Origin of the sequence: Pseudomonas cucumis, assembly GCF_030687935.1 — a bacterium.
Taxonomy (GTDB): domain Bacteria; phylum Pseudomonadota; class Gammaproteobacteria; order Pseudomonadales; family Pseudomonadaceae; genus Aquipseudomonas; species Aquipseudomonas cucumis.
On the sequence record NZ_CP117454.1, the window covers coordinates 5568775 to 5590917 of the forward strand.

Below are 22143 nucleotides of genomic sequence, written 5' to 3' on the forward strand. Positions count from 1 at the left end.
ATCGGTGAACTCAGGTGTCCGGGGTTTGCTCGGCCAAGGCCACGGCGCGAAACATGGCGCGGCGCTTGTTCAGGGTTTCTTCCCATTCCAGTGCCGGCACCGAGTCAGCCACGATGCCGCCACCGGCCTGCACGTGCAGTTCGCCGTTCTTGATCACCGCGGTACGGATCGCAATCGCAGTGTCCATGTTGCCGTTCCAGGCGAAGTAACCGACCGCGCCGCCATAGACGCCACGCTTGACCGGTTCCAGTTCGTCGATGATTTCCATCGCGCGAATCTTCGGCGCGCCAGACAGTGTGCCGGCCGGCAGGATCGCCCGCAGTGCGTCCATCGCCGTCAGCCCGGCCTTCAATTGGCCGGTAACGTTGGACACGATGTGCATCACGTTGGAATAACGCTCGATCACCATCTTCTCGGTGAGTTTCACCGAACCGATCTCCGAGACGCGACCGGTGTCGTTGCGCCCCAGATCGATCAGCATCAAGTGCTCGGCGATTTCCTTGTCATCCGACAGCAGGTCTTTTTCCAGCGCCAGATCAGCCTCTTCGTTGGCGCCTCGCGGACGAGTGCCGGCAATCGGTCGCACGGTGATCAGGTTGTCTTCGACCCGCACCAGCACTTCCGGCGAACTGCCGACGACGTGGAAGTCGCCGAAGTTGAAGAAGTACATGTAAGGCGTCGGGTTGAAGCAGCGCAGCGCCCGGTACAGATCGATAGGCGCAGCCTTGAAGTCGATCGACATGCGCTGGGACGGCACGACCTGCATGCAGTCACCGGCCAGGATGTACTCCTTGATGGTGTCGACGGCTTTTTCGTAATCGTCCTGGGTGAAACTCGAGCGGAACACCGGATCAGCCGATTGCTGCTTGCTGAAGTCCAGGCCACGGCGTGGAGTGATCGGCTGACGGAGTTGTTCCAGCAGCGCTTGCAGACGCGCCTGACCTTGCTCGAAGGCATCTTCCTGCGCCGGATCGGCCAGGACGATCGCGTGCATCTTGCCGGCGAGGTTGTCGAACACCACTACCGCGTCGGAGACCATCAGCAGAATGTCCGGCACGCCCAGCGGATCCGGGTTCGGGCATTTGCCCAGACGCTTCTCCACATAACGCACGCAGTCATAACCGAAGTAGCCCACCAGACCGCCATTGAAGCGCGGCAGACCGGCGATGGTCGGCACGTTGTAGCGTGCCTTGAAGGCTTCGACGAAGGCCAGCGGGTCTTCAACATCGTGGTTTTCGATTTCGACGCCGTCGTGGGTCACGCTGACGTGGTGATCGTGAACCCGTAGCACGGTGCGGCACGGCAGGCCAATGATCGAATAGCGGCCCCATTTCTCGCCGCCCTGCACCGACTCCAGCAGGTAGGAGTTGGGCTCGTCGGCCAGTTTCAGGTAGATCGACAGCGGCGTGTCGAAGTCGGCCAGGGTTTCGCAGGCAAGCGGGATGCGGTTGTAGCCGGCAGCGGCCAATCGCAGGAATTCTTCGCGGATCATGGGGGTAGCCTCGTGGCTTGAGGGTCTAACAGTCAGGTATGCAAACGCGCCGGATAACCGGCCAGGAACAAGTCAGGCGCGCCAACGCCAGCGGGCCAGGGCCTTGATGACTTTCATCCAGAGTTTGCGAGTGACCACCACGATGGCGTTTCCAGGAGGGGATTGAACAGCGTCGGGCAACGTTATCTCAGCGGCCGGATCCAGGCAACCGGGAATTAGTTTGCGCAGATCATCGATCACCAGCGCCGGCGATTCTTCGGCAATCGGCCGACCGTGGTTATAGCCATAACTGAGGGCTACGCATTTGACCCCCGCCGCTTTCGCCGCCAGCACATCGCTGCGCGAGTCGCCGACGAATAACGATTGCGATGCCGGAATGTTGGCCATTTTCATTACGAAAAACAGCGCGGCCGGGTCAGGTTTCTTATTCGGCAGGGTGTCGCCACCGATGATCCATTTGAAGTAGCGGCCGATCTTCATCTGATCCAGCAGCGGTGCGACGAAGCGTTCCGGCTTGTTGGTGATCAACGCCATTTCAACGCCTTGTTTGTTCAGCCACTTGAGGGTGTCGCGCACGCCGGGGTAAACCACCGTCAGTTCGTGACCGTCCTCATAAAAGCCGTTGAACAATTCCAGGGCATGCTCGGCCTCGACCTCATCGACACCCTCGCCGTCGATGTGGTTGGCCAAGGCCCGGCGCACCAGCATGTGCACGCCGTTGCCAACCCACTCCCGCACCGATTCGATACCGGCCGGTTGACGCCCGAGTTTGAGCAGCATGTTATCCACAGCCGCCGCGAGGTCGGGGACCGAATCGACCAGCGTGCCATCCAGATCGAACATCACCAGCCGCGGCAGACGCCCGGGGAACAGCTGCTCAAAACCACTCATGGGCGAGCCAGAGCCAGTTCGGAGCGCATTTTTTCAATCACTTCCTGGTAGTTCGGCGCATTGAAGATCGCCGAGCCAGCCACGAAGGTGTCGGCGCCAGCCGCAGCGATTTCGCGAATATTGTTCACGTTCACCCCACCGTCGATTTCCAGGCGGATGTTACGCCCGGAAGCATCGATCAGCGCCCGCGCTTCACGCAGCTTGTCGAGGGTACCAGGAATGAACTTCTGCCCGCCGAAGCCCGGGTTGACGCTCATCAACAACACCATGTCGACCTTGTCCATCACGTACTTGAGCACGTCCAGCGGGGTTGCCGGGTTGAACACCAGGCCCGCCTTGCAGCCGCCTTCGCGGATCAGTTGCAGGGAACGGTCGACGTGCTGCGTGGCTTCCGGGTGGAAGGTGATGTAGGTCGCACCGGCTTCGATGAAATCACCGACGATGCGATCCACCGGGCTGACCATCAGGTGCGCGTCGATCGGCGCGGTCACGCCGTACTTGCGCAGCGCGGCACACACCATCGGGCCGATGGTCAGGTTTGGCACGTAGTGGTTGTCCATGACATCGAAGTGCACGAAGTCGGCGCCGGCGGCCAGGACGTTGTCCACTTCCTCGCCCAGGCGGGCGAAGTCGGCGGAGAGAATCGACGGAGCAATGACGAAGGGCTGCATGACGCACCTTTTTTGAGCAGAATCACGATGGCGCGCATTGTATACCTCATGCTTTGACGCGCGCACCGTGCTGCGATGATTGGGTACTAATAGGCCGCTCGGTAGATCTTCTCGATATCGACGGTGCTCAGCTTGCGCGGATTGTTGCGCATCAGGCGCTCGATGCCGGCGGCTTCCACGGCCATCGCCGGGATTGCGCCCTCGGGCACCCCGAAACTGCGCAGGCCCAGCGGGATTTCCACCGCTGCGCACAGCTCGGTCATCGCCTCCACAGCTTTGTCCGCCGCTTCGTTCGCGCTCAAATGAGCAGTCTTCACCCCCATGGCCTCGGCAATATCCTGCATACGCTCCACGCAAGCCATCTTGTTCCAGGTCATGACATACGGCAGCAGCAAGGCATTGCTGACGCCATGGGCAATATTGAACCGCCCGCCCAGCGGATACGCCAGCGCATGCACTGCGCCGACCCCGGCATTGCCGAATGCCATGCCGGCCATCAGGCTGGCGGTGGCCATGTCTTCGCGGGCTTGCAGATGGGATGGATTGGCGTAGGCCTTGGGCAGCGCCCTGGTAATCAGCTTGATCGCGCCAATGGCCAAGGCGTCGGTGATTGGCGAGGCATTGAGCGACAGGTACGACTCGATGGCGTGCACCAGCGCATCGACGCCACTGGCAGCGGTGACACTGCGCGGGCAGGTCAGGGTCATTTGCGGGCTGACCAGCGCCACGTCCGGCAACAGATAATCGCTGACAATGCCCTTCTTCAACTGCGCGACCTTGTCGGAGAGGATCGCCACGTTGGTCACTTCCGAACCGGTGCCGGCGGTGGTCGGGATGGCGATCAGCGGCGGGCCTTTGCGCGGCACCTGATCGACGCCGAACAAATCCTCCAGCGCGCCGTGGTAACCGGCATAGGCTGCAACACTCTTGGCGATGTCGATGGCACTGCCACCGCCCAGGCCGATCAGCCCGTCATGCCCGCCTTCACGGTAAACCCGCATGCAATCTTCGACGATGGCGATTTCCGGGTCCGGCAACACCCGGTCGAAAACCTCGTAACTGCGCTCGCCCAGCTGCGCCAGCGCCAGCTCTACCGTGCCGGACTTGACCAGCGCAGCGTCGGTAACGATCAGCGGGTTGTCGACATCCAGGCGTGTGAGCTCAGCCGCCAGTTGCTCGATGGCACCTGCGCCGGTGATCAGTTTGTGAGCGATTTTGAAAGAGGAAAGACTCATGTGCGCAGCCTCTTATAGATAGGGGAGCTGGGCACAATAGTAGCTGGGGATTGGGGTTTGTCTGCTATTAAGTTGGTGAATGATCGAGGTCGATCGTTCCCACGCTCTGCGTGGGAACGCCTCAACGGACGCTCCGCGTTCGGCTCTCGATGGGACGCAGAGCGTCCCGGGCTGCATTCCCACGCGGAGCGTGGGAACGATCAAGATCGCAGCCTTCCGCAGCTCCTACAGGGGACCACGTCAGACCTGTGCGGTGCGCAGTTTTTCGCTGCGCCCGCGCAGCCACTCCAGCGTCAGCAACAGGATCACCGAGAAGGCAATCAACAGCGTCGCGGCAGCCGCAATCGTCGGGCTGAGGTTTTCGCGGATGCCGCTGAACATCTGACGAGGCAAGGTCGCTTGTTCGGGACCGGCGAGGAACAGCGTCACCACCACTTCATCGAATGAGGTGGCAAAGGCAAACAGCGCACCGGAAATCACGCCCGGCGCAATCAACGGCAAGGTCACCCGCCGAAACGCGGTCAGCGGCGAAGCCCCCAGGCTTGCAGCGGCCCGCACCAGGTTCTGGTTAAACCCCTGCAAGGTCGCCGATACCGTGATGATCACAAACGGCACACCCAATACGGCGTGCACGACGATCAGCGAGATATAGCTGTTGCCAAATCCCAAGGGGGCAAAAGTCAGGTAACTGGCCACACCAATGATCACTACCGGCACCACCATCGGCGAAATCACCAGCGCCATCACCAGCGGTTTGCCCGGGAAATCACCCCGGGTCAGGCCGATCGCCGCCAGCGTACCGAAGATCATCGCCAGTACTGTCGCTGCCGGGGCCACGATCATGCTGTTCTTCAACGAACGCATCCATTCCGCCGAAGCAAAGAAGTCCTGGTACCAGTGCAGCGAGAAGCCTTGCAGCGGATAGACCAGAAAACTCCCCGAGTTGAACGACAGCGGAATGATCACCAGCACCGGCAAGATCAGGAACAACAAAATCAAGCCGCAGAGAATCCGCAAGCTGTAGAACCACACCCGTTCAATGGGCGACATATAAGGACTCAGCATTTCATTCTCCCCTTAGCTCAGGCGCAGGCGACTGGCGCCCACCAGCCAGCTGTAAATCAGATAAAGCACCACGGTCGCCAGCAGCAACAGCCCACCGAGCGCGGTCGCCATGCCCCAGTTGATGCTGGTGTTGGTGTAGAAGGCGACGAAATAGCTGACCATCTGATCGTTCGGGCTGCCCAGCAATGCCGGGGTGATGTAGTAGCCGATGGCAAGGATGAACACCAACAGGCAACCGGCGCCGACACCGGCATAGGTCTGCGGGAAATACACCCGCCAGAAACTGGCGAACGGGTGGCAGCCGAGGGAAATCGCTGCACGCATGTAAGTTGGCGAGATGCCTTTCATCACGCTGTAGATCGGCAGAATCATGAACGGCAGCAGGATGTGCACCATCGAGATGTAGACCCCGGTGCGGTTGAACACCAGCTCCAGCGGCTTATCGATAATGCCCATGGCCATCAGACCGCTGTTGATCAAGCCACCCGATTGCAGCAACACAATCCACGCGGCGACCCGCACCAGAATCGAGGTCCAGAACGGCAACAGCACCAGAATCATCAACAGGTTGCTTTGCCGCGATGGCAGGTTCGCCAGCAGGTAGGCCAGCGGGTAGGCCAGCACCAGGCAGATCAGGGTGATGATCAGGCCCATCCAGAAGGTGCGGGCGAAGATATCGAGGTAGATCGCCTGATCGGGGGTGGCCGGGGCAACTTCCCCCAGGTCGTCGATACGGTGATCGACGGCCGCCAGCAGGTAATAAGGCGTAATGTTACTGGTGTTGCGACGCACGACCTGCCAATAGGCCGGATCACCCCAGCGCTCGTCGAGGCCTTCCAGCGCTTCTTTATAGGAGGCCGGTTCGGTGGCGAACGGTAAGGCGCGTGCGGTTTTGGTCAGCAGGCTGCGGTAGCCGGCCAACTCCATGTTCAAGCGCTTGGACAAGTCGCCCAAGGTCTGATTCTTGCGGGCTTCGGCGAGGTCTTCGCTGGCGGCCTTGTACACAGGCTCTGCCGGCAGGCCTCGGCCATCCCAACTGGCGATGGCTGCCACGGTGCGCGGCATGGTGCCGACCACTTCCGGGTTACCGACGCTTTTGAAGAGCAGCGCCACGATCGGCACCAGAAACACCAGCAACAGAAACAGCACCAACGGCGCGATCAAGGCTTGTGCTTTCCAGCGGTTGATCCGCTCGGCGTGCTTGAGCCGCTGCTTCAAGGTGGGGTCAGTGCCCGCGTTCACGGGAACGGCGATAGCCATGGCGTACTCCGGAAATCTTTGATCATTGCAAAGGTGGCAAACGCCGCCTCGAACTTTTGGTGCTGATCGTTCCCACGCTCTGCGTGGAAACGCATCCAGTGACGCTCTGCGTCACAGGGACGCGGAGCGTCCCGGGCGGCATTCCCACGCAGAGCGTGGGAACGATCATCCGGTGAACCGTCGTCCCGTGTGGCGTGGTTACTTGGCAGCCCAGGAATTGAAGCGCTGCTCCAGTTGCTCGCCGTTGTCAGCCCAGAAGCTGACGTCGATCTGCACCTGGTTGGCGATGTTTTCCGGGGTGGTCGGCATGTCTTTCAGGACATCCTTGGACAGCAATGGCACGGCTTGAGTGTTGGCCGGGCCGTAAGCGATGTTTTCCGAGTAAGTCTTCTGCTGCTGCGGAGCCACCGAGAACGCGATGAATTTCTTCGCCGCTTCAGCGCGGGTTTTATCCAGGCCTTTTGGAATCGCCCATGCGTCGAAGTCGTAGATACCGCCGTTCCATACCACTTTCAGGTTGCTTTCTTTCTGTACCGCCGCGATCCGGCCGTTGTAGGCCGAGCTCATGACCACGTCACCGGAGGCGAGGTATTGCGGCGGTTGTGCGCCGGCTTCCCACCACTGGATGCTCGGCTTGAGCTCATCGAGCTTCTTGAACGCACGGTCCTGACCGTCTTTGCCGGCCAGCACTTTGTAGACGTCTTTCGGCGCAACGCCGTCAGCCATCAATGCGAACTCCAGGGTGTACTTGGCGCCTTTACGCAGGCCGCGTTTACCCGGGAATTTCTTGGTATCCCAGAAATCGACCCAACTGGTCGGAGCAGTTTTCAGCTTGTCGGCGTTGTAGGCCAGCACGGTCGACCACACGAAGAAGCCCACGCCGCATGGCTGGATAGCACCTTTGACGTAGTCTTCGGTCTTGCCGAACAGCGCAGGGTCGAGTTGCTCGAACATGTCTTCGTCGCAACCACGGGACAGTTCTGGCGATTCAACTTCCACCAGGTCCCAGGACACGCTCTTGGTGTCGACCATGGCTTTGACCTTGGCCATCTCGCCGTTGTACTCGCCAGCGATGATTTTGCCGTTGCCCGCTGCTTCCCACGGTGCGTAGAAGGCCTTGACCTGCGCCGCCTTGTTCGCCCCGCCAAAGGACACCACGGTCAGGTCCGGGCCCGCCGCCATTGCGTGTGCCGCGCCGATCATGCCCATGACCAAAGCGGTGAATTTCAGGGATCTCAACATTTATTGTTCTCCAACTGCAGGGTTAGTGTTGGTGAAGCAGGGGGGCGATCAATGCGCCTCTAGAAGTGGGTCGAGCGCGCGAACGTGTTCGACCTGCCAGCCAAGCGGTACCACATCGCCGACAGCGAGCGCGGGATCGAGCTCGGCAATCGGTTGTTTCACGAAGAAGTCGGTCTTGCCGCAGACTTCCAGGCGAACCCGGACGTGGTCGCCCAGATAGATAAATTCCGCCACCCGCCCTGAGAAGCGGTTGACGCAGGACTCGCTCGAACCATTGAGGCTCACACGCTCCGGGCGAATCGACAGCGTGACGGGTTCGCCGGTCTTGCCGACATTGACCGCCAGGGCTTCAACCTTTTCACCGCGACCGAGCTCAACCACGCAACGGTCACCGGTGTGGCTGTGCAAGCGGCCATTGAGACGGTTGTTCTCGCCGATGAAGTTGGCGACGAAGGTGTTCTTCGGTTCTTCATAGAGGGAGCGCGGTGGCGCGATCTGCTGTATCTCGCCCTGGTGGAACACGGCGACGCGGTCGGACATGGTCAGGGCTTCGCCCTGGTCGTGGGTCACGTAGACCACGGTCACACCGAGGCGCTGGTGCAGGTGTTTGATTTCCATCTGCATGTGTTCACGCAGTTGTTTGTCCAGTGCGCCGAGAGGTTCGTCCATCAGCACCAGTTGCGGTTCGAACACCAACGCACGGGCCAAGGCCACACGCTGTTGCTGGCCGCCGGACAGTTGCGCCGGATAACGCTGGGCGAAGGTGTCGAGCTGAACCATGCTCAAAACACGTTTGACCCGGTCACTGACATCGCTCTTGTTCAAGCCGCGCACGGTCAGCGGGAACGCCAGGTTCTCGGCGACCGTCATGTGCGGAAACAACGCGTAGTTCTGGAACACCATGCCGATGTCGCGTTTATGCGGCGGCACGTTGTTGATGGAACGCCCGGCCAGTTGAATCTCCCCGGCGGTCGGCGTTTCGAAACCGGCGAGCATCATCAGACTGGTGGTCTTGCCGGAGCCGGACGGCCCGAGCAAGGTGAGGAATTCGCCTTTGCGAATATCCAGGTTGAGGTCTTTGACGATCAGGTTCTCGCCGTCGTAGCTCTTTTGCACTCCACGAAAGCTGACCAGAATATCGCTGGCCCCTGCGCTTGAATCAACCTGGCTCATACCCACACCTTTGTTATTGATGACTGCTGTGGACTAAGCCTAGTGGACGCTGGGAGCGGCGCAAATCGGGGCGCAGGAGAGAATCGCCTCAGCCGGATGGAAGGTTGGGGGTAGGGATTGCCCTACAAGGATGGCGGGGATGGATATGTCGATTCTGGATCGCGACAGGCGGTGAGCTGCAAGCCGCAAGAACAGGCAAAAGCGGCTTTGTGTGCATGTCGCAAATGGACATGCCGACACGGCCCCTGTAGGAGCGCATAAAGATTCAGAGGAGCTTGTGCTCCATCGCGTACTTCACCAGTTCGGCCAGGGAGGTGATGTTGAGTTTCTGCATCAGCCGCGCCTTGTGGGTGCTGATGGTTTTGCTGCTCAGGGCCAGTTGTTGGGCGATGTCGTTGACATTGGCGCCTTGGGCCAGGCGTTCAAACACCGAGAACTCACGCTCCGACAGCAACGAGTGCAACGGCCGCGAATCAGTCAGGCCGACTTCGAAAACCATACGGTCGGCCAGGTCCGGGTCGATGTATCGCCCGCCCGCCGCGACTTTGCGGATTGCCGTCAGCAGCAATGCCGGATCGCTGTCCTTGGTCGCATAGCCTGCGGCGCCAACCTTCAACGCCCGAGCGGCCATTTGCGCTTCGTCGTGCATCGACAACACCAGAATCGCCGGGGGATTGTTCAAGGCGCGAATCCGCGGGATCGCTTCCAGGCCGTTAACGCCGGGCATGGAGATATCCAGCAACACCACTTCGCAGGGAACATGGCGCAAGGTCTCGAGCAACTGCTCGCCATTGCTCGCCTCCCCGACCACCAGCAAGTCCTTGGCCAGGCCGATCAATTGCTTGATGCCTTCGCGAACGATGGTGTGGTCTTCGGCTACCAGTACACGGATCACGTTCTTCTCCATTCTTCTTATGTCAGAGCCAAGATCAATCGCGGGCTTGCCCGCGAAGACGCCAGTCCAAACAACTTAAAACCATCAGGCTTCGTCCAGCGGCACTCGCACCGTCAGGGTCGTCCCCTCCCCCGGCTCACTCTCAAGCGATAACCGCCCGCCCATGATCAACACCCGCTCACGCATGCCGACCACACCGAAGGATGTCGGCCGGCCAGTGCCGGCGACAAATCCTACGCCATCATCGCTGACAGTCAGACAGAGTTCATTGCCCTCAAGGGTCAGCGTCAGTTCAACAGTATGCGCCTGAGCGTGGCGCATGACATTGGTCAGCGCTTCCTGAAGGATCCGGAACAGCCCGATGGCCTTGGCATCGCTGAGCACCGGCAGGTTATCCGGCACTTGCACCAGGCACGGAATCTGCGTGCGCGCTTCGAACCGCCGCGCCTGCCATTCGATCGCCGACGCAATCCCGGCATCCAGAATCGGCGGCCGTAGCGCCGTGGCCACGTCGCGCACCAGTTGAAACAGCTGAGCGATCAACCGCTTCATGCTGTTCAAGCGCTCGTGCAGGCCCGGGTCGAGCTGGGCGTAGGCCAGTTCGCACATGGACGTTTCCAGCTTCAATACGGTCAACATCTGACCCAGCTCGTCGTGAACTTCCCGGGCGATGCGCGCCTTTTCCTCTTCCCGCACGCTCTCCAGATGGGCGGACAACTCGCGCAATTGCTCGCGGGAGCTGGCCAGTTCCAGTTCGATGCGCTTGCTCTCGGTGATGTCCCAGACGATCCCGTCCCAGACATAGGCGCCGTCTTCGAGGCGGCGGGTGATGGCCTTGATCTCGGCCCAACGCTGCTCACCCTGACGGGTCAGGATCCGCCCCTGCCACGACCAGTCGCTGTCGGTGTCCAGCGCATGATCCTGAGTCTGGTGATAACTGGCTTTGTCGTCCGGGTGCACCAGACTGCGCAGGCCTTTGTCCCGATGGGCCAGAGTGGCCGGCGAGTACCCCACCAGGCTCTCGCTGCCTTCACTGATGTAGGCAAAGTCGATCTGCCCGGTCACCGGCGCGCGCTCCAGACGAAAGACCAGGCCGGGGACGTTGGCGGCGATCCCTTGCAGCCGCGCCTCGCTTTCCTGCAACGCGGCCAGGGCGCGACGACGCTCGGTGACATCATTGAGGTAAACCACCAGGTATTCGCCATCGCGAAAGCGCAAGAAGCTCAACGAAACATCCGCCGGCAGAATACTGCCGTCCGCTCGCACGCAATTGGTTTCGAAACTTTGCGGCCCTTCTTCACTGGCCCGGGCGCGTTTCCACAGGCTCAGCCAGCGGTCCATGTGCAAGCCGGGCTCGAAGTCGATCAATGGTCGATCAATGATCCCGCCTGCCGGGTAGCCGAGCATGGTTTCGGCCGCTCGGTTGGCATAGCGCACATGGCTGTCCCAGTTGACCCAGAGGATGCCGACGGTGCTCTGATCGATGGAAAACTGCGTGAGGCGCAAGGCCTCTTCGCTGGCCTCGCGCAGGGCAATGTCTTCGCGCGCCGCCAGCAATCGTTGCTCCAGGCTGTGTTGTTGGCGACGTTGCCAAAACACAATGGCCATGCAGCTCAACAGCAACACCACCAAGAGCAGGCTGAGGTTTTGCCAAAAACCCGGCGACTCGGACAGTCGCGGATACTTGGGTTGCAGCCATTGATTGTGCAGTTGTTCGAGGTCCTTGGCCGGGATCGCCCGCAGTGCGCTTTCGACAATCCCGGCCAACTCCGGCCAGTCCCGACGCGTGGCCACTCGCAGCAGTTGCGGGAAACCGATATCGCCCACCACGGCCAACCCCGAGAACTCAGGCTCGGCAGACAGACGCCCGAACTGTGCTTCATCGACCACGGCATAACCGGCCTGCTGACTCAACAACAGTTGCAGCGCCTGGCGTTCCAGAGGCACGCCTTGCAGGTTCAGATGAGGATAATTGCTGCGCAAATAATCGGCAGTGACGCTGGGCATGCGCACAGCGACGCGAGTCTGGCTGTCGAGCTTTTCCAGCTCTACCGCACCGGTGCTCTTCTGGTCACTAACCACCAGTTGCGGCACCCGCATATAAGGGTCGGAAAATTGCCAGAACCGCAAACCCGCGGGGGTTTGCGTCAGCCCCGGCGCGATATCGATGTCACCTTCACGGGCGGCGGCTTCCAGTTGCGCAAGATCAGGATAATTGCGCCAGCTCAGTTCGATCTTGAGCGCCTTGGCCAGCCACTTCATCAGTTCGACGTTAACCCCGGACAGGCGCTGCAAGCGGCGATCGTATTGGGCATAGGGCGTTTGCAACACCACTCCGACCCGCAACTCGCCATGCTGGGCCAGCCATTGCTGTTGCGCTGGCGACAGGTGCACGACGTGCGCCGGTGGCGCGGGCGCCGCCCAGCCCATCAAGGGAAACCACAAACAGCCGATAACCCACAGGCAGCGAAAATGCATCATCGAAGTCTCACACTGACAAATACTGACCAACCCATTAGGCTGCCGGATTAACTTCTGGCCTGGAATATCCGATGCCCCCTGTCTACCGCCTGGCACTGCCAGCATTGTGCCTGTCGTTGATCCTGCCTTGCGCGTTTTCCGTCGAGGCGGCCGACCCGGCGCCTGCCGCTGCGGAAACCCCCGCAGAAGAAAAACCGGTCGAACGCCAGCCGCTGCTTGAGCGTAGTCAGGAAGAAGCGGCAGCACTTGAGCGAAAAATCCCTGCGCAGGAACAGCAACAACTGCAAGCCGGCACCGACAGCTTTCTCGCCTTGTGGAAACCGGCCAATACCGCCGAACCCAAAGGCGCGGTGATTATCATCCCGGGCGCCGGTGAAACCGTTGACTGGCCGCAAGCGATCAGCCCATTGCGGCGCAAGTTGCCGGACGTCGAGTGGAGCAGCCTGAGTATCACCTTGCCGGACCTGCAAAGCGAAGTCATTGCGCCACGTATCGTCGAAGTCGCGCCAGCGCCCAAAAAGCCTGATGCCGGCAGCAAAGACGCCACGACCGCGGCGCCCATCGAACAGGTGGCCGGCGGCGAAGCGGATGTGGCCGACAAGGCCATCGTCGAAACCACCGATGAACAAGCCAAAGCCGACGCGGAGCGAATCTTCGCCCGCATCGATGCAGCCATCGCCTACGCCGAACAACAAAGCGCTCGCAGCATCGTCGTGCTGGGTCATGGCACCGGTGCTTATTGGGCCGCGCGTTATCTGAGCGAAAAGCAGCCATCGCAAGTCGAAAAGTTGGTGATGGTCGCCGCGCAGACGCCTGTTACAGCGACGCCGGCGCTGGCTGAACTCACACCTACCTTGAAGCTGCCTACCGCAGATATCTTCTATATGGATAAGCCGGTGGACCGTAACGCGGCGCTGGAACGTTTGCAGGCCAGCAAGCGCTTGAAAACTTCGGGGTTCAGCCAGGTATCGCTCAAGGCTTTGCCGGGGAATGCCAAGGCCGAGCAAGAGCAATTGGTCCGTCGGGTGCGGGGTTGGTTGAATCCGCAGCCTGTGGCGGACTGATAGACCGAGTCGTCCTCATCGCGGGCAAGCCTCGCTCCCACAGAATTTGAGTCGTACGCAATTTTTGCTATCGACATAAAACCTGTGGGAGCGGGCTTGCCCGCGATGGCGGCATCCTTGGCGACACAAATCGTTGTTGCTACCGAAAATCCCGCCGCTCACGAATCAACGTATAAGCAGTATGCAATTCACGAGTCTTGTCCGTGGCCTCACGAACCTGCAACGCCGTCGCACCGCTGCCGGCAATTTTGTCCGGGTGATGACGACTGAGCAGGCGTCGATAGGCGCGCTTGATTTGCGCCGGCTCACTGGTCGCCGACACGCCCAATAGCCGCAAGGCGTCCTGGTAAGTCACGGCGCCACTGGCCAATGGGCGTTTCGGCTCGTAGTCGCTCGCCAGTGCCTGGATTTGTTGCTGCGTCCATCCCAGCCATTTGCCCCACTGGGCAATCAGCTCGCGCTCACTGCTACCGGCGCGGCCATCGGCCCAGACCATCCGCCAACAGGCACGCAAAACACCTTCCGCCGCATGGGGTTGAGCACTCAGGCGTCGCAGGTAACCGCGCAACCGATCATGTCCCGACTTACCACGATTGAATGCCGCTATCGCCCGACGTTGCGCCGATTCGGTCATCTCCAGCGAGCGCATTTCCTGCCGCGCCTGCTGGATGTGCCCATCCACTACCCGCCCATCGCTCTTGGCCAATCGGCCCAGCAACACGAACAGCAGTTCATCGTTGCGCAGTACCGAGCGACCACCGAGTTTTTCCCATAAATGCGCCCAGCTCTGCAGGTGCAAGCGCCGGTCCAGCGCCTGTCCCAACAAAGCACCGAGCATGGCCCCCGGAATGCTGGCTATGGCAAAGCCCGCTCCGGCTCCAATCAGAGTCCCTGGCCACAACATGTCAGCGTCTCGCTTCTATCAGAGTGTCTACTTCAGCCAGGCGTTCGTGAGTGCCGACATCCACCCAATGCCCGTTCAGGCGTTCGCCGGTCACTTGCCCGTCAGCCATGGCTTTGCGCAGCAGCGGCGCAAGCTTGAAGGCCCCGGCCGAGCAACCGTCAAACAGCTGCGGGTGCAGCACGGCGATGCCGCTGTAGGTGAGGGTTGAGGTATCCGGCCGACCGTCCTGCACATGGCCATCGACCAAAGTGAAATCTCCACTCGGGTGATGCGCCGGATTGTCCGCCAATACCAGATGAGCGAGCCCGGCGATGGGCTGATGCAACACACCGAAGTCGTAGTCGGTCCAGATGTCACCATTGACCACCACAAAAGCTTCGTCACCCAACAACGGCAACGCACGGAAAATACCCCCACCGGTCTCCAGCGGCTCACCTTCCGCCGAGTACTGAATGCTCACGCCATACCGCGAACCATCGCCCAGATAGTCTTCGATCTGCTGACCGAGCCAGGCATGGTTGATCACGATCTCGCTAAACCCTGCAGCCGCCAAGGCGCGCAGGTGATATTCGATCAGGGGTACTCCACCGGCGCGAACCAGCGGTTTTGGCGTGGTCAGGGTCAGCGGACGCATGCGCTCGCCTTTACCCGCCGCCAGAATCATCGCCTTCATGCAGTCGCTCCAGCACGCAGACTGGCCAGCAATTCACCCAGCTCCGCCAGCTCAGGGCGACGGGCGATGACCGCGTCTATATAAGCAAAGAAGCGCGGCACATCACCGAGGTAGCGTGGCTTGCCATCGCGATGGCAGATGCGGGCGAAAATGCCGATGACTTTCAGATGCCGCTGCACGCCCATCAGGTCGCTGGCGCGCAGGAAGTCTTCAAAGTCTGGCTGAACCGGGATGTCGAGCGCGCCTGCCTGCTGCCAGTAATCCTCCAGCCAGCCACGCACACGCTCTTCAGGCCAGCTGAGGAACGCATCCTTGAACAGGCAGGTCACGTCATACGTCACCGGACCGTAGACCGCGTCCTGGAAATCCAGTACGCCGGGGTTTGGCTCGCTGAGCATCAGATTGCGCGGCATGTAGTCGCGATGCACCAGGACTTTGGGTTGAGCCAGAGCGCTGTCGATCAGCAAGTCGCTGACCTGTTGCCAGAGCGTTTGCTGCGCCGAGTCGAACTCGATACCCAGTTCGCGCTTCACGTACCACTCGGGGAACAATTCCAGCTCGCGACGCAACAGCGCCACGTCATAACTTGGCAGCGGCGCCACCATCGGCAACTGCTGAAAAGCCAGCAGCGCCTGCAGGGCATCCTTGAACAAATCGTCGGCGTTTTCGCTGTCGATCACGTCCAGGTAGGTCTTGTTGCCCAGGTCATTGAGCAAAAGAAAACCACGCTCAAGGTCTTCGGCATGAATTTTCGGCACGTTTATTCCGGATTTCGCCAGCAAAAAAGCGATATCCACGAAGGGTTTGCAGTTTTCCTGGGGCGGCGGCGCGTCCATCACGACGAAACTTCTGCCTTCGCCTTCCCAGCGGAAATAGCGCCGAAAACTCGCGTCGCTACTGGCCGCAGTCAACGTGGCCGGGGGCACGGCGCCCCAACCTTGTGCTGCAAAGAGGATAGCCAACTGTTCATCGAGCCAAACTTTCAGGTGTTGCAAGCGTACATCTTGGTCAGGCATTGCAAGGGTCTCCGACGGCGCTAGCCGTCAAGCGGGTCATGCTTTATTATCCAGCATCTTTTTCAGACCATCGAGAGGCGTGCGGCCCACACCGCGGGCAGATGGCACGCAGGAAGCCCGGACTAATAAGATGGCATTGAAATCCCCCGCGTTTCGTAAAAAATTTCCGTTGTTGGTTACCGGCAGTCTGCTGGCCCTGCAACCTCTAGCCACTTCGTTCGTGGTCGCCGCTGAACAGTATGACTGCTCAGTCTCTGCTTCGGGTGCCTGGGACTGTGCGCCAAAGGCGCCGGCAGCTGCATTGCCGCCACGCCCCGTCCATGACGGCAGCGCAGTTTCCGCCACTGGCGAAGCCCCGGCAGACACCGGCGCCAAGCCTGCGCTGGTTACCGAGTCCAAGGGCCGCGGCCTGAAGTCGCGTAGTGAAGACTACAGCCACCTCGACTGGGTTCCGCGTGAGAAGCTCACCGCAGCGCAATTGGCCGAAACCGGTCCTTACTGCTCTGGTTCCTATATCGAACCGATTCGTCCTGGCATGAATGACAAGACGGATAAAAGTGACGCTCCAACCTTTATCGGCGCCAAAGCCTCCCGCTATAAGCAGGAGGAACAGATCGCGACCCTGGCCGGTGACGTGGTCATGCGTCAGGGCAGCATGCAGGCCGAAGCCGACGAAGCGAACCTGTACCAGGCCGAAAGCCGAGGCGAACTGAGCGGCAACGTGCGCATTCGCGACAACGGCGCACTGATCGTGGGCGACCATGCCGACGTGCAGCTCGATACCGGTGAAGCCAAGGTCGACAACGCCGAATACGTGATGCACAAATCGCGTATCCGCGGGAGCGCGCTGTACGCCAAGCGTGCCGAGAACGCGATCATCCGTCTCAAGGATGGTACGTACACCACGTGCGAACCGGACAGCAACGCCTGGCAACTCAAGGGCAACAACATCACCTTGAACCCGGCGACCGGTTTCGGTACCGCGACCAACGTGACGCTGCGGGTCAAAGACATTCCGGTTCTGTATACGCCGTACATCTACTTCCCGATCGACGACCGTCGCCAGTCCGGCTTCCTGCCGCCGACGGTGGGCACCGGCAGCGATACCGGCTTCCTGCTGGTTACCCCGTACTACTTCAACCTGGCACCGAACTACGATGCCACGTTGTACCCGCGCTACATGAGCAAGCGTGGCCTGTTGATGGAAGGCGAGTTCCGCTACCTGACCGAGTCCAGCGAAGGTCAGCTCGGCGCCGCCTATCTCAACGACGACAACACCGATCGCAGCAACCAGACCGACTACGAAAAAACCCGCTACATGTACAACTGGCAGCACAAGGGTGGTCTGGACTCGCGCGTAATGACTCAGGTCGATTACACCAAGATCAGCGATCCTTATTACTTCCAGGATTTGCAGACTGATCAGATTGGTGTGAAAAGTGCCGATTTCGTGAATCAGCAAGGTTCTGTCACCTATCGTGGCGACAGCTACACCGCTCGTTTGAATGCCCAGGCTTATCAGCTGGCGACCGTTTCGAACATCACGCCTTATGATCGTTTGCCGCAGATCACCTTCAACGGAAAACTGCCCTACCATCCGGAAGGTCTGGATTTCGATTACGAGACTGAAATCGTCCGCTTCGATCGTGATTTGAAAAATGGCGACTTCGTAAACGAAGATGGCACCGTTGAACCGCGACTTGATAACAATGTCTCCGGACTGGCACGTGCCAATGGCAACCGTTTGAACCTCAAGCCGGGTGTCAGCCTGCCGTTGAACTGGACTTATGGTTTCTTGAAACCATCCCTGAAGTACCAGTACACCCAGTACGATCTGGATCTGGATGGTACCGGCAAGAGCCAGATTGCTGCTCAAAGCGCAGAAGCGAACCGGCTCAACGGAACCTACAGCCGTAACCAGAACCGTGGTGTGCCGATTGCGAGCATCGACAGCGGCCTGTACTTCGATCGCGACACGCAATGGTTCGGCAAGAATTATCGCCAGACCCTGGAACCTCGCCTGTTCTACCTCTATGTACCTGAGGAAGACCAAGCGGATATTCCGGTATTCGACACCGGCGAATACACCTTCAACTACGCCTCGCTGTTCCGCGATAACCGCTTCTCCGGCTCCGACCGTGTCGGCGACGAGAACAAGCTGTCGCTGGGCGTGACCAACCGCTGGATTGAAGATAACGGCTTCGAACGTCAACGCATCAGCGTCGGCCAGGCCTTGTACTTCAAGGACCGCGAAGTCCAGCTGCCAGGTATCGATGCGAAAACCCGCGACGATGCCCAAGCCAACGTCTCGCCGTATGCACTGGAATACGAATACCGCTGGAACCGCGATTGGCGCACCACCGCTGACTACAACTGGGACCCGGACAGCCGCAGCCCTCGCTCGGGCAGCGCGATGTTCCACTACCAGCCTGAAGACAACCCGAACAAGGTCATCAACGCCGGTTATCGCTATCGCAACGACCAGGTCCGTTATGACCAGAACACCGGTAAATGGTCGGTGGGTGGTGGCGATTACGGCACCCCGGGCACTCCTGGCTACGTGAAGGACTACTACAAGATCAAACAGCACGACTTCTCGGTGATCTGGCCGATCGTGCCGCAATGGAACGCCATCAGCCGCTGGCAGTATGACTACAACCGCAACCGTACTCTGGAAGCCTTCGGTGGTTTCGAATACGACAACTGCTGCTGGAAATTGCGCCTGATCAACCGTTACTGGGTCAGCTATGACGAATTCAGTCAGAACGCCCCGGAAAACGAAAAAGGCGACCACGGCGTCTTCCTCCAAATTGTTCTGAAGGGACTCGGCGGCCTCACCGGCGCCAAGGTAGAGAGCTTCCTCGACAAAGGCATCCAAGGTTATCGTGAACGTGAAGACCAAGCTTTCTGATTGTCTGCGCCCGCTGATGCTGGGCGCGCTGTTCCTGGGTACCGCGGCCAACGCTGCGGTACAGTCCATCGATAAAGTGGTGGCCATCGTCGACAACGACGTGGTCATGCAGAGCCAACTGGACCAGCGTGTTCACGAAGTTCAGCAAACCATCGCCAAACGCGGTGCTGCCGTACCACCTGCAGGCGTGCTGGATCAGCAGGTGCTCGAGCGTCTGATCGTCGAAAACCTGCAACTGCAGATCGGCGAGCGTTCCGGCATCCGCATTACCGATGAAGAACTGAACCAGGCCGTCGGCACCATTGCCCAGCGCAATAACATGTCGATCGAACAATTCCGCGCCGCCCTGGCCCGCGACGGCCTGTCTTATGACGACGCTCGTGACCAGATCCGTCGCGAAATGATCATCAGCCGTGTGCGTCAGCGCCGTGTAGCTGAACGCATCCAGGTGTCCGAGCAGGAAGTGAAGAACTTCCTGGCCTCCGACCTGGGCAAGATGCAGCTGTCCGAAGAATTCCGTCTGGCCAACATCCTGATTCCTACGCCGGAAAGCGCCAACTCCGACGCGATTCAGAATGCCGCCAAACAAGCCGACGCGGTTTACCAGCAGCTCAAGCAAGGCGCCGACTTCGGTCAGTTGGCAATTGCCAAATCCGCCAGCGAAACCGCGCTGGAAGGCGGCGACATGGGCTGGCGCAAAGCAGCCCAACTGCCACCTCCGTTCGATCGCCTGTTGGGCACCATGGCAGTGGGTGACGTGACCCAGCCAATGCGTACACCGGGCGGCTTCATCATTTTGAAGATCCTCGACAAGCGTGGTGGCGAAGCCCAGGTGCGTGACGAAGTGCATGTGCGTCACATCCTGGTCAAACCAAGCCCGATCCGCGACGAAGAAAAAACCAAAGCACTGGCTCAATCGCTCTACTCCCGTATCGAAGCGGGCGAAGATTTCGGTGAGCTGGCGAAAAGCTTCTCGGAAGACCCGGGTTCCGCCCTCAACGGCGGCGACCTGAACTGGATCGACCCGAATGCACTGGTGCCTGAATTCCGCGAAGTGATGGCCAAGACCCCGCAAGGTCAGCTGTCCAAGCCGTTCCAGACGCAATATGGCTGGCACGTTCTGGAAGTCCTTGGCCGCCGCGCCACCGACAGCACCACCCAGGCCCGTGAGCAGCAAGCGATGACCGTACTGCGTAACCGCAAATACGACGAAGAGCTGCAAACCTGGCTGCGTCAGATCCGTGATGAAGCGTATGTAGAAATCAAGCTCCCTGGTGCAGACCAGGCAACGCAGTGAAACCCAAGCGTTTCGCGTTGACCCCCGGCGAACCGGCCGGCATAGGTCCCGACCTGTGCCTGCTGCTTGCCTCGCAAGCCCAGCCACATCCCCTGATTGCCATTACCAGCCGCGACCTGCTCCTTGAGCGGGCCGCGCAGCTGGGCGTGGTCGTCGACCTGCTACCGGTCACGCCGGACAGCTGGCCGGATGCTCCCGCCCCGGCCAACAGCCTGTATGTGTGGGATACGCCGCTTAACGCCAAGGTTATCGCCGGGCACCTGGACAAAGCCAATGCGGCTTTCGTTCTGGAAACCCTGACGCGTGCTGGCCAGGGCTGCCAGGACGGGCATTTCGCCGGCATGATCACCGCCCCTGTGCACAAGGGCGTGATCAATGAATCCGGAATCGCCTTTTCCGGGCACACGGAATTTCTCGCTGACCTGACTCATACCGCGCAAGTGGTAATGATGCTCGCCACCCGCGGCTTGCGCGTGGCATTGGTCACCACTCACCTGCCCCTTCGCGAGGTTGCCGATGCAATCACCCCGGAGCGCCTGGAGCGGGTCACGCGGATCCTGCATGCCGACCTGCAAGAAAAATTCGGCATCGCCCAGCCACGCATCCTGGTTTGCGGGCTTAACCCGCACGCCGGTGAAGGCGGTCACCTGGGCCATGAAGAAATCGACATCATCGAACCTACATTAGAGCGCCTGCGCGGCGAGGGCATGGACCTTCGCGGTCCCCTGCCCGCCGACACTCTATTTACCCCCAAATATCTGGAGCACTGCGACGCGGTGCTGGCGATGTACCACGACCAGGGCCTGCCCGTGCTGAAATACAAAGGCTTCGGCGCGGCAGTCAACGTGACCCTCGGCTTGCCGATCATCCGCACATCAGTCGACCACGGCACCGCCCTGGATCTGGCCGGCAGCGGCAAAATCGACACCGGCAGCCTGCAAGTCGCCCTGGAAACCGCCTACCAGATGGCCGAGACCCGTTTATGACCGAGCATTACCAACACCGGGCGCGCAAGCGCTTCGGCCAGAACTTCCTGCACGATGCCGGCGTTATCGACCGCATCCTGCGTTCCATTCACGCCAAACCCGAAGACCGTCTGCTGGAAATCGGCCCGGGCCAGGGTGCATTGACCGAAGGCCTGCTCAACAGCGGCGCCCAACTGGACGTGGTGGAGCTGGACAAGGACCTGATCCCGATCCTTAACCAGCAGTTCGCCAGCAAGAGCAATTTCCATCTGCACCAGGGCGACGCGCTGAAGTTCGACTTCAACAGCCTGAACGCCGCGCCAAACAGCCTGCGAGTGGTCGGAAACCTGCCGTACAACATCTCTACGCCGCTGATTTTTCATCTGCTGCACAACTCCAGCCTGATTCGTGACATGCACTTCATGCTGCAAAAGGAAGTGGTCGAGCGTCTGGCGGCGGGACCTGGTGGCGGTGACTGGGGTCGCCTGTCGATCATGGTTCAGTACCATTGCCGGGTCGAGCATTTGTTCAACGTCGGCCCGGGCGCATTCAATCCGCCGCCGAAAGTCGATTCGGCCATCGTGCGTCTGGTGCCTCACGCGGTACTCCCGCATCCAGCCAAAGATCACAAACTGCTGGAGCGCGTCGTACGCGAAGCCTTCAACCAGCGTCGCAAAACATTGCGCAACACGCTCAAACTGCTGCTGAGCAACGCCGAAATTGAAGCCGCCGGCGTCGATGGCAGCCTGCGCCCCGAGCAGCTCGATCTGGCTGCCTTCGTGCGCCTGGCCGACAAGCTCAGCGAACAAGTCCTACAGAAGCCTGTCACCGACTGAAAGGCGATGAGCGCTATCGGGTAGGACGCCACTCTGGTTTACTACCCGATACTTGGCCTAGACTGAGTTCTA

General features: G+C 60.2%; 18 protein-coding genes. 5 read left to right on the forward strand and 13 right to left on the reverse strand.

Annotated elements, in window-relative coordinates; genetic code table 11:
- Positions 1-10 precede the first annotated feature (10 nt).
- The 10 genes from trpE to PSH97_RS25405 all read right to left on the reverse strand — a co-directional run bounded on the left by trpE (position 11) and on the right by PSH97_RS25405 (position 12405).
- A complete protein-coding gene (gene trpE / locus PSH97_RS25360; protein WP_305447123.1) occupies positions 11-1492 on the reverse strand; it encodes an anthranilate synthase component I in 1482 nt (493 codons plus the stop codon).
- A gap of 72 nt (positions 1493-1564) precedes the next feature.
- Positions 1565-2383 (reverse strand): phosphoglycolate phosphatase, encoded by an 819-nt coding sequence (locus PSH97_RS25365; RefSeq protein ID WP_305447124.1) that lies wholly within the window; start codon positions 2381-2383, stop codon positions 1565-1567.
- The gene (gene rpe, locus PSH97_RS25370; protein WP_305447125.1) at positions 2380-3054 is read right to left on the reverse strand and encodes a ribulose-phosphate 3-epimerase; all 675 of its coding nucleotides are present in this window, start codon (positions 3052-3054) and stop codon (positions 2380-2382) included. Before rpe ends, PSH97_RS25365 begins: the two co-directional genes overlap by 4 nt.
- A gap of 86 nt (positions 3055-3140) precedes the next feature.
- Positions 3141-4289 carry an iron-containing alcohol dehydrogenase gene (locus tag PSH97_RS25375; RefSeq protein WP_305447126.1) on the reverse strand — a complete coding sequence of 383 codons (1149 nt, stop codon included), beginning with the start codon at positions 4287-4289 and terminating at the stop codon, positions 3141-3143.
- Between the two features lie 240 nt (positions 4290-4529).
- On the reverse strand, positions 4530-5354 hold the full coding sequence (locus PSH97_RS25380; protein ID WP_095052684.1) for an ABC transporter permease: 825 nt from the start codon (positions 5352-5354) through the stop codon (positions 4530-4532).
- A 12-nt stretch (positions 5355-5366) separates the two neighbouring features.
- Positions 5367-6614: an ABC transporter permease gene (locus tag PSH97_RS25385; RefSeq protein WP_305424882.1), complete on the reverse strand. Its 1248-nt coding sequence runs from the start codon at positions 6612-6614 to the stop codon at positions 5367-5369.
- A 198-nt stretch (positions 6615-6812) separates the two neighbouring features.
- The gene (locus PSH97_RS25390) at positions 6813-7856 is read right to left on the reverse strand and encodes an ABC transporter substrate-binding protein (RefSeq protein ID WP_305424880.1); all 1044 of its coding nucleotides are present in this window, start codon (positions 7854-7856) and stop codon (positions 6813-6815) included.
- A gap of 48 nt (positions 7857-7904) precedes the next feature.
- The gene (locus PSH97_RS25395) at positions 7905-9029 is read right to left on the reverse strand and encodes an ABC transporter ATP-binding protein (protein WP_030130015.1); all 1125 of its coding nucleotides are present in this window, start codon (positions 9027-9029) and stop codon (positions 7905-7907) included.
- Between the two features lie 265 nt (positions 9030-9294).
- Entirely contained in the window at positions 9295-9924 is a 630-nt protein-coding gene (locus PSH97_RS25400; RefSeq protein ID WP_003210977.1) for a response regulator, read from the reverse strand.
- An 84-nt stretch (positions 9925-10008) separates the two neighbouring features.
- Positions 10009-12405 (reverse strand): PAS domain-containing sensor histidine kinase, encoded by a 2397-nt coding sequence (locus tag PSH97_RS25405; protein WP_305447127.1) that lies wholly within the window; start codon positions 12403-12405, stop codon positions 10009-10011.
- A gap of 71 nt (positions 12406-12476) precedes the next feature.
- Between PSH97_RS25405 and PSH97_RS25410 the strand changes: the two genes are divergently transcribed.
- On the forward strand, positions 12477-13469 hold the full coding sequence (locus tag PSH97_RS25410) for an alpha/beta hydrolase family protein (RefSeq protein ID WP_305447128.1): 993 nt from the start codon (positions 12477-12479) through the stop codon (positions 13467-13469).
- A gap of 139 nt (positions 13470-13608) precedes the next feature.
- Here PSH97_RS25410 and PSH97_RS25415 read toward each other — a convergent pair whose 3' ends face one another.
- The 3 genes from PSH97_RS25415 to PSH97_RS25425 are packed head-to-tail and all read right to left on the reverse strand — an operon-like array spanning position 13609 to position 16062.
- Positions 13609-14373 carry a TerB family tellurite resistance protein gene (locus PSH97_RS25415; protein WP_305447129.1) on the reverse strand — a complete coding sequence of 255 codons (765 nt, stop codon included), beginning with the start codon at positions 14371-14373 and terminating at the stop codon, positions 13609-13611.
- A 1-nt stretch (position 14374) separates the two neighbouring features.
- A complete protein-coding gene (murU, locus tag PSH97_RS25420) occupies positions 14375-15046 on the reverse strand; it encodes an N-acetylmuramate alpha-1-phosphate uridylyltransferase MurU (RefSeq protein ID WP_305447130.1) in 672 nt (223 codons plus the stop codon).
- The gene (locus PSH97_RS25425) at positions 15043-16062 is read right to left on the reverse strand and encodes an aminoglycoside phosphotransferase family protein (protein ID WP_305447131.1); all 1020 of its coding nucleotides are present in this window, start codon (positions 16060-16062) and stop codon (positions 15043-15045) included. Before PSH97_RS25425 ends, murU begins: the two co-directional genes overlap by 4 nt.
- 130 nt (positions 16063-16192) lie before the next feature.
- Between PSH97_RS25425 and PSH97_RS25430 the strand changes: the two genes are divergently transcribed.
- From PSH97_RS25430 to rsmA, 4 genes are read left to right on the forward strand one after another with little or no spacing between them, the layout of a single operon-like run.
- Positions 16193-18973: an LPS-assembly protein LptD gene (locus tag PSH97_RS25430; RefSeq protein ID WP_305447132.1), complete on the forward strand. Its 2781-nt coding sequence runs from the start codon at positions 16193-16195 to the stop codon at positions 18971-18973.
- Positions 18954-20270, forward strand: coding sequence for a peptidylprolyl isomerase SurA (surA, locus tag PSH97_RS25435; protein ID WP_305447133.1), 1317 nt, complete (start codon positions 18954-18956; stop codon positions 20268-20270). The genes PSH97_RS25430 and surA overlap by 20 nt, the downstream gene beginning before the upstream one ends.
- A complete protein-coding gene (gene pdxA / locus PSH97_RS25440; protein WP_305447134.1) occupies positions 20267-21256 on the forward strand; it encodes a 4-hydroxythreonine-4-phosphate dehydrogenase PdxA in 990 nt (329 codons plus the stop codon). The genes surA and pdxA overlap by 4 nt, the downstream gene beginning before the upstream one ends.
- On the forward strand, positions 21253-22071 hold the full coding sequence (rsmA, locus tag PSH97_RS25445; RefSeq protein WP_305447135.1) for a 16S rRNA (adenine(1518)-N(6)/adenine(1519)-N(6))-dimethyltransferase RsmA: 819 nt from the start codon (positions 21253-21255) through the stop codon (positions 22069-22071). The genes pdxA and rsmA overlap by 4 nt, the downstream gene beginning before the upstream one ends.
- The last annotated feature ends 72 nt before the right edge of the window (positions 22072-22143 follow it).

Excerpts from the sequence above, each read along its gene's own strand:
- PSH97_RS25375 (WP_305447126.1), bottom strand. The coding sequence starts at position 4,289 with ATGAGTCTTTCCTCTTTCAAAATCGCTCACAAACTGATCACCGGCGCA.
- PSH97_RS25425 (WP_305447131.1), bottom strand. The coding sequence starts at position 16,062 with ATGCCTGACCAAGATGTACGCTTGCAACACCTGAAAGTTTGGCTCGAT.
- PSH97_RS25390 (WP_305424880.1), bottom strand. The coding sequence starts at position 7,856 with ATGTTGAGATCCCTGAAATTCACCGCTTTGGTCATGGGCATGATCGGC.
- PSH97_RS25430 (WP_305447132.1), top strand. The coding sequence starts at position 16,193 with ATGGCATTGAAATCCCCCGCGTTTCGTAAAAAATTTCCGTTGTTGGTT.
- PSH97_RS25405 (WP_305447127.1), bottom strand. The coding sequence starts at position 12,405 with ATGATGCATTTTCGCTGCCTGTGGGTTATCGGCTGTTTGTGGTTTCCC.
- PSH97_RS25385 (WP_305424882.1), bottom strand. The coding sequence starts at position 6,614 with ATGGCTATCGCCGTTCCCGTGAACGCGGGCACTGACCCCACCTTGAAG.
- PSH97_RS25410 (WP_305447128.1), top strand. The coding sequence starts at position 12,477 with ATGCCCCCTGTCTACCGCCTGGCACTGCCAGCATTGTGCCTGTCGTTG.
- PSH97_RS25395 (WP_030130015.1), bottom strand. The coding sequence starts at position 9,029 with ATGAGCCAGGTTGATTCAAGCGCAGGGGCCAGCGATATTCTGGTCAGC.
- PSH97_RS25415 (WP_305447129.1), bottom strand. The coding sequence starts at position 14,373 with ATGTTGTGGCCAGGGACTCTGATTGGAGCCGGAGCGGGCTTTGCCATA.
- PSH97_RS25380 (WP_095052684.1), bottom strand. The coding sequence starts at position 5,354 with ATGCTGAGTCCTTATATGTCGCCCATTGAACGGGTGTGGTTCTACAGC.
- trpE (WP_305447123.1), bottom strand. The coding sequence starts at position 1,492 with ATGATCCGCGAAGAATTCCTGCGATTGGCCGCTGCCGGCTACAACCGC.
- murU (WP_305447130.1), bottom strand. The coding sequence starts at position 15,046 with ATGAAGGCGATGATTCTGGCGGCGGGTAAAGGCGAGCGCATGCGTCCG.
- PSH97_RS25365 (WP_305447124.1), bottom strand. The coding sequence starts at position 2,383 with ATGAGTGGTTTTGAGCAGCTGTTCCCCGGGCGTCTGCCGCGGCTGGTG.
- rpe (WP_305447125.1), bottom strand. The coding sequence starts at position 3,054 with ATGCAGCCCTTCGTCATTGCTCCGTCGATTCTCTCCGCCGACTTCGCC.
- rsmA (WP_305447135.1), top strand. The coding sequence starts at position 21,253 with ATGACCGAGCATTACCAACACCGGGCGCGCAAGCGCTTCGGCCAGAAC.